A 6,874-nucleotide genomic window follows, 5' to 3' on the forward strand; every position below is an offset into this window, starting at 1 on the left:
TGATGTTCGGTCTGTTCGCGGTATAAAATTTTATCGACAGCAAAATACTGCCCAAAACCGGTATGAAGCGTTTCATACCACATCTCTTTTTCGGCCATGGTACGGCTCTCCTGGTGATCGCAGCCACGAAAAATGGGCGCAATATGATAGCCAACTCTGACCGTGCTTGCACGGTCAAACTGGCGGCGGAAAACGGCGGGGTTTACTTCACGTAGGCAAGCAGGCTGAGCGAATCGCGGGCCAGTGATTTGCACTTGGTGTCGTTGGGCACGGCGATGCCGCTTAAATCGCGATAGCTGTCCGCGCCCAGCGATTTCATATTAAAGCTGCTGTAGTTGCTCAGATCCCAGCGGTTCTGGCGGGCGAAAAAGACCAGCGCACGACGGATCTGCGCATCCGGCAGATCCTGATAGCCACAATCGTTTTTCAGATAAACAAAAACAGCGGTCAGATCCGCCAGATCCTCCGCTTCCGACTCGCTCAGCGCAAAACTTGTCGATGAGAAGCCAAACAGACTCAGTAACAACAGAGCCTTGATGCTTTTCTTCATAACTGTACTCAAAAGATGTCAATACTCTGACGTTAGCACAGTTACTGGCCGCCGACAGTCAATTTCAGCAGAGAAATATCCTTAAAGGGCTATTTTAGTGGGCGCAGAGGGGAAACTTGACCTTCCCTTGGGGGAAGGGTTTATGCTGCGGTAATCACTACGAGCCGGGTTAAGGAAGAATTGATGCAACGTCGTCATTTTATGAAGCTGAGCGCCGCGCTGGGCGCGGCCAGTGCATTACCGCTATGGAGCCGATCGCTGATGGCGGCGCAACAGCGCCCCGAGCTGCCCATTCCTGCTCTATTGATGCCGGATGCGCGAGGCGAGATGACCGTAACGGCGCAGCAGGGCAGTACCCGCTGGCTGGACAAAACGGTGCCGACCTGGGGTTATAACGGCAGCCTGCTCGGCCCGGCGATTGTGCTGGAGCGCGGCAAGCGGGTGACGCTGAACCTACGTAATAACCTGCCAGAAGCCACGACGGTTCACTGGCATGGGCTGGAATTACCGGGTGAAGTGGACGGCGGCCCGCAGGCGCAGATCGCGCCCGGCGCCGTACGCACCGTCAGCTTTACCCCCGATCAGCCCGGCGCGACCTGTTGGTTCCATCCTCATCAGCATGGCCGTTCCGGGTATCAGGTTGCACAGGGCCTGGCCGGGCTGGTTATCTTAAAAGACGAGGCGACAGAGAAACTGCTGCTGCCAAAAATTTGGGGTATCGACGATATCCCGGTGATCCTACAGGATAAAAAGCTGTCGGTGGATGGTGGCAAGATTGACTACGAGCTGGACGTCATGAGCGCCGCCGTAGGCTGGTTTGGTAACACGATGCTGACCAACGGCGCGATTTATCCGCAACATGCCGTGCCGCGCGGCTGGTTACGGCTGCGGTTGCTTAACGGCTGCAACGCCCGTTCGCTGAATATCGTCGCCAGCGATCGGCGCCCGCTCTACGTGATTGGCGGCGACGGCGGGCTGCTGAGCGAGCCGGTGAAAGTGACTGCGCTGTCGATGATGCCGGGCGAACGCTTCGAGGTGCTGGTCGACACGCTGGACGGCAAGCCATTTGATCTCCAGACGCTGCCGGTGCGGCAGATGGGTATGTCGCTGGCGCCTTTCAATCAGCCGCTGCCGCTGCTGAGTATCCAGCCGCTGCGGGTGATGGCCAGCGGATCGCTGCCGGATAAGCTGGTGGACGTGCCACCGCTGCCCGCACAGTCTGGTCTGAAAAACCGCTGGCTGCAGCTGTCTATGGATCCCGAGCTGGACCGTCGCGGCATGGTAGCGCTGATGCAACGATACGGTCACGCGGCCATGGCCGGCATGAGCGGCGATGCGCACGACGGCGAATCGATGCAGAACATGGAGAACCCCGCGGCGATGGCGGGCATGCAAAGCGATGCACACAGGGGCGGCGGCGCGGATCACACGATGGCGCATTCAGCAAGCGGTGCGCATCAGCAGCCGGAGGGGTACGATTTCCATAACGGCAATAAGATCAATGGGGTTGCCTTCGACATGACCAAACCAGCTTTCGATGTGAAGCAGGGCATGACGGAGAAGTGGACGATTTCCGGCGAGGGTGACGAGATGCTGCACCCGTTCCATATTCACGGTACGCAGTTTCGGATTGTTTCTGAAAACGGCAAGCCACCCGCCCCCCATCGCAGCGGCTGGAAAGATACGGTTCGTGTGGAAGGCTGGCGTAGCGAGGTGCTGGTGCGCTTTGATCATCTTGCGGACCGTGACCGGGCCTATATGGCGCACTGTCATCTGCTGGAACATGAAGATACCGGCATGATGCTGGGCTTTACGGTAAGCGCGTAGCGCCTGGAGGCGGGGGAGAGACTTTTAAAAAGGATCCCTGCCCCTGCTATTGGCACGCTGACAGGTGGAGTGCCTGAAGGCCGGGACAGGTTTCAGGCAAACTTCCTGTCAGCCTGAGCTTTATCGGTACGCTTTAGCCACGCGTTTATCACGCGCAAGTCGCCAAAAAACTGCCCCGAAACTGCGAACGGCAAACAGGCACCACACGGCGCAAAAGCGGTTGTTGTGGCACACCAGCGTCCCCGATATAAAAGCAATTGTTTTGGCGCGCAAGCGTGGTTGGTTTAACCAGCAAACGTCACGCGGTATAAAGCGATTGTTTTGGCGCATAAGCGTGCATGGCCTGGCACGCCTGCATTACGCTCCATAATGGTTGGCCTGGCGCAAGCGTCACGCTCCATAAAAGCGATTGCGTTGATGGGCAATTGTCGGTGCGCCTGTTAATCGATAACGCGTGGTTACGCCTGAGGAAGATTTAACGCATCATAATTTTTGCGCCGGTAATTCACTACCGAGAATCCCCAGGCGGCGACAAAAATGGCCACGCAAAGGTAGCCGACGCTGCCCATATTACCGTTCAACGTTGCCACGGCCGTCCACACGCGCCCGTGCAGGTCCAGCTTCTCCGCTAACAATCCCAACGCTTCCAGGCCGCCAATCAGCAAGGCTATCAGCACGCTGGTCGCCGTAATCATCATGTTATAGTAGAGCTTGCGCACCGGCTGCTTAAACGCCCAGCCATAAGCCCCCACCATCATAAAATTATCCAGCGAATCTACCAGCGCCATGCCGCTGGCAAACAGGGCCGGAAATATCAGGATGCTCCAGACCGACATGCCGCTGGAGGCACCTGCCGCCGAGAGACCGAGCAGGCCGATTTCCGTTGCCGTATCAAAGCCGAGGCCGAATAAAAAACCGACCAGATACATCTGCCAGCTTTTATTCACCAGATTAAAGGCCCGGCCAAATAGCCTGCTCATTAAGCCGCCCTGGAAGACGGGCTGAACGCTGAACGTTTTTTTCTGCTTCACCTGCTGAAAACGGCGATACACATCACGCAGGATCAGCGTATTCAACAGCGCCATCAGTAACAAAAAAAGCGCGGAAACCAGTGTGCCGATGACGCTGCCGTAGTGATGCAGCCAGCCAATTTCGCTGCCGGATAGCAGAGAGGCCGCGGCAATCGCTACGCATGCCAGCACCACGATGCTGGAATGCCCGAGCGAGAAGAAAACGCCGACGGCCACAGGCTGCTGATTTTGCTGCATCAGTTTGCGGGTCACGTTGTCAATGGCGGCGATATGGTCAGCATCTACCGCATGGCGCAGGCCGTAACCATAGGCAAGCACAGCCGCGGCAATCAGCGTGGCGTGGTGGCGGAACATCACCAGCGCCCAGCCCCAGGCCAACAAATTCACTACCAGCAGGCTGCTTAACAGCCAGAAAGCCCGGCGATGGGGACGAAAAAAAGCACAGTTAATCATAACGATCCTTGCTAACAACAGAGGAAGTCTGGTCCTGCAAGCGAGCGCAGGCGATAACGGCCTGACCCAACGCCAGGCCACCATCACCGGCCGGAACACGCTGCGGCATCAGCACGTGAAGAGGAGATAAATAGCGCGGCAAAAGCTGGCGCATCAGGCGTGACTGCAGGACACCACCGCCGACAGCGACGGTGTCTGTACCGGTTTTCCCGGCGTGGTAAAGGGCCAGAGCGGCAAACCCCTGGGCCAGCGCATCGTGAAAGGCAAAAGCGCGAGCCTCCGGTGCGGCCTGCCAGTCAAGCCACTGCTGCCAGAAAACGGCCAGATCCAGGCCCGTGCCTGTTTCCATATGGCGCAGCGGCAACGTAATGGGATGGCGTAGGCCTTCTGCCTGCCTGGCCATAGCTTCAAGGCGACAGGCGGCTTCTCCTTCCCAGCCAAGCACATCGGGTGCGCAGCCCAGCGCGGCGGCGACAGCGTCAAACAGACGTCCGCAGGAAGAGGCCAGCGGCGAGTTCACGCCAGCGATAATCGCCCGTGCAAGCGGCTGCCAGGGCTTGTCCAGCAGCCTCTTCGCCTCTGGCCGCTGCTGCCAGCCCGGGACAAACGCCTGCCAGTGCGCCAGCAGGTTGCGCCAGGGCTCTCGTGCCGCACGATCGCCGCCAGGCAGCGCAACGGCAGGCAGCCCGCCGAGATGCTGACAGTGCTGATAATCGACCAGCAGGCACTCGCCGCCCCATAGCGCACCGCTTTCGCCATAGCCCAGCCCGTCCAGCGCCAGGCCGATGACCGGCCCCCGCGCCAGCGGCCAGTGATGTTCAGCCAGGCAGGCGGCAATATGGGCATGATGATGCAGCACCTCCAGAACAGGCCGGGCGCCTGGCGGACTGCTGAGGTAAGCGGGGTGCGCATCCTGCACGATTGTCTCGGGCGTGCAGTGATACAGCTGCCGGAAGTGGGCGATGGCCTGCTGCTGCTGGCACGCAATATCGCTGTTGGCCAGCGAGCCGAAATGCGTGCTGAGAATAGCCCGCTCGCCCTGCACCAGACAGAAAGTGTTTTTCAGATCGCCGCCCATCGCCAGCAGCGGCGAACGGGCCGTCAGACCCACAGGCAGCACGATTGCATCTGGCACATAGCCCCGGGCACGGCGCAGCGTTTCAACGCCCTGCGGCCCCATGCGAACCAGCGAATCATCAGCCCGCTGGATAATGTCGCGATCGTGCAGCAGCCAGATATCCGCAATGCCGTCCAGCTGGCTCAGCGCCTCTTCGTTAGTCAGCGCGGGCGCCCGGTCGGCAGCATTGCCCGAGGTCATCACCAGCGGTTTCCGGCAGGCCTGCATCAGCAAATGATGCAGCGGCGTAAACGGCAACATTAATCCGGTTTCATCCAGCCCGGGCGCAATGGCGGCACACAGTGGCGAGGTGGCGCTTTTTTCCGTCAGCACAATGGGCGCGGCGGCAGAGAGCAGCAGGTCTTGTATCGTCTGATGGCTCTTGCCGCACCGTGCCAGCCAGCTTATCTCCGGCAGCATCACCGCCAGCGGTTTGGACGGCCGCCGTTTGCGCAGACGCAAACGCCTGACGGCCTGCTGCTGCGTGGCATCACAGGCAAGATGAAAGCCACCGAGTCCTTTAATCGCCACAATTTTGCCTGCCAGCAGCGCAGTTGCAGCGTAGTCGATTGCCGCATTCTCTCGGGCCAGCGGCACGCCATCCTGCCCAGTGGCAAAAAGCTGTGGCCCGCACTGCGGGCAGGCGATGGGCTGGGCATGAAAGCGACGGTCGGCCGGATCCTGATACTCCTGCTGACAGGCGGGGCAAAGGCGAAACGAGGCCATGCTGGTGCCTGAACGGTCGTAGGGCATCGTGCGGATTAGCGTAAAACGCGGACCGCAGTGGGTACAGTTAGTAAAGGCATAGCCCGAACGACGATTGCCCGCGTGCAGGATCTCCTGCTGGCAAGCCGGGCAGGTTGCCGCATCAGGGGCAACCTCGGTCATCATCGGGCCCTGCTGGCTTGCCGCGATAGTGAAAATCTGCGGCGAAGACGGCCAGGTAAAGGGCTGAATAGTAAGGCTGTCGATCCGCGCCAGCGGCGGCGGTTCCTGGCGGAGCCGCTCGATAAAAACGGGGACGGCGGCAGACTGAAGCAGACGTATTTCTACGCCCGCGCTGTCGTTGCAGACTTCGCCGCGTAGCTGTAGCCGGTTGGCTAACTGCCAGACGAAAGGCCGAAAGCCGACGCCCTGCACCTTGCCGCTGACGCGAACAGAGACTCCTGAAGCAGACATAGTCAGTTCCTGAAGGACCGGGCTGCCCGGTCCTGAATCAGCTAAGCCTGAACCTTTGCGGCCCTGAATCCGGTATGCCCTGTCCGTTATGGCTCCCGATATGGCCGCATGGTTACAGTGCTTAATCGGTTACGGTCATCGGCGTCGCGTCATCTACCGCACTGCGCAGGCGCGCTTTCATCTCACTGTAGGTTTGCCGGGCGTAATTCTCTGCCCAGGGCTGATCGGCAATGCGCTCAACCTTCACCGCGCAGTATTTGGTTTCCGGCGTTTTGGAAATAGGGTCCAGGTTTTCCTGAGTCAGTTCGTTACAGGCCCCGATCCACCATTGATAGGTCATGTACACTGCGCCCACGTTAATACGCTCGTTGTGGTTGGCACGTGAAATGACTTTACCGCGGCGGGAGCTGACCCACACCAGTTGCCCATCGCGGATGCCCAGCGCCTGCGCATCCTGCGGGTTGATCTGCACAAAACCCGGTTCATCGGCCAGCGTCTGCAGCGCGGAACAGTTGCCGGTCATCGAGCGGCAGGAATAGTGGCCGACCTCACGCACGGTACAGAGAACCAGCGGGTACGCTTCATCCGGCACCTCGGCTGGCGCACGCCACGGCGCAGCAAAAAGCTGACCTTTACCGGTAGGGGTAGTAAAACGATTGTCCTGATAAAGATAGGGCGTACCGGGGCTTTCCAGCGTGGTGCAGGGCCACTGCACGT

The 6,874-nt window shown here is 59.5% G+C and carries 5 protein-coding genes and 1 pseudogene; 1 reads left to right on the top strand and 5 read right to left on the bottom strand.

What is annotated here, in order from left to right:
- Positions 1-98: pseudogene (locus RTK32_RS16720) on the bottom strand (polyamine aminopropyltransferase); the annotation flags it as partial.
- Positions 99-202: 104 nt separating this feature from the next.
- Positions 203-550, bottom strand: a complete 348-nt coding sequence (locus RTK32_RS16725; RefSeq protein WP_312045950.1) for a YacC family pilotin-like protein — start codon at positions 548-550, stop codon at positions 203-205.
- A 183-nt stretch (positions 551-733) separates the two neighbouring features.
- Here RTK32_RS16725 and cueO point away from each other — a divergent pair, with 183 nt between their 5' ends.
- Positions 734-2,377, top strand: coding sequence for a multicopper oxidase CueO (gene cueO / locus RTK32_RS16730; protein WP_312045952.1), 1,644 nt, complete (start codon positions 734-736; stop codon positions 2,375-2,377).
- Positions 2,378-2,835: 458 nt separating this feature from the next.
- Here the strand turns inward: cueO and RTK32_RS16735 are convergent, their stop codons facing one another.
- The 3 genes from RTK32_RS16735 to RTK32_RS16745 all read right to left on the bottom strand — a co-directional run.
- Complete coding sequence (locus RTK32_RS16735; RefSeq protein ID WP_312045953.1) at positions 2,836-3,861, bottom strand: HoxN/HupN/NixA family nickel/cobalt transporter; 1,026 nt, start codon at positions 3,859-3,861, stop codon at positions 2,836-2,838.
- Positions 3,854-6,157, bottom strand: coding sequence for a carbamoyltransferase HypF (hypF, locus tag RTK32_RS16740; protein ID WP_312045955.1), 2,304 nt, complete (start codon positions 6,155-6,157; stop codon positions 3,854-3,856). Before hypF ends, RTK32_RS16735 begins: the two co-directional genes overlap by 8 nt.
- 121 nt (positions 6,158-6,278) lie before the next feature.
- Positions 6,279-6,874: molybdopterin dinucleotide binding domain-containing protein (locus RTK32_RS16745; protein ID WP_312045957.1), on the bottom strand; the 596-nt coding region annotated here is incomplete at its 5' end.

This window comes from Erwinia sp. (assembly GCF_031978025.1).
GTDB lineage: Bacteria > Pseudomonadota > Gammaproteobacteria > Enterobacterales > Enterobacteriaceae > Erwinia.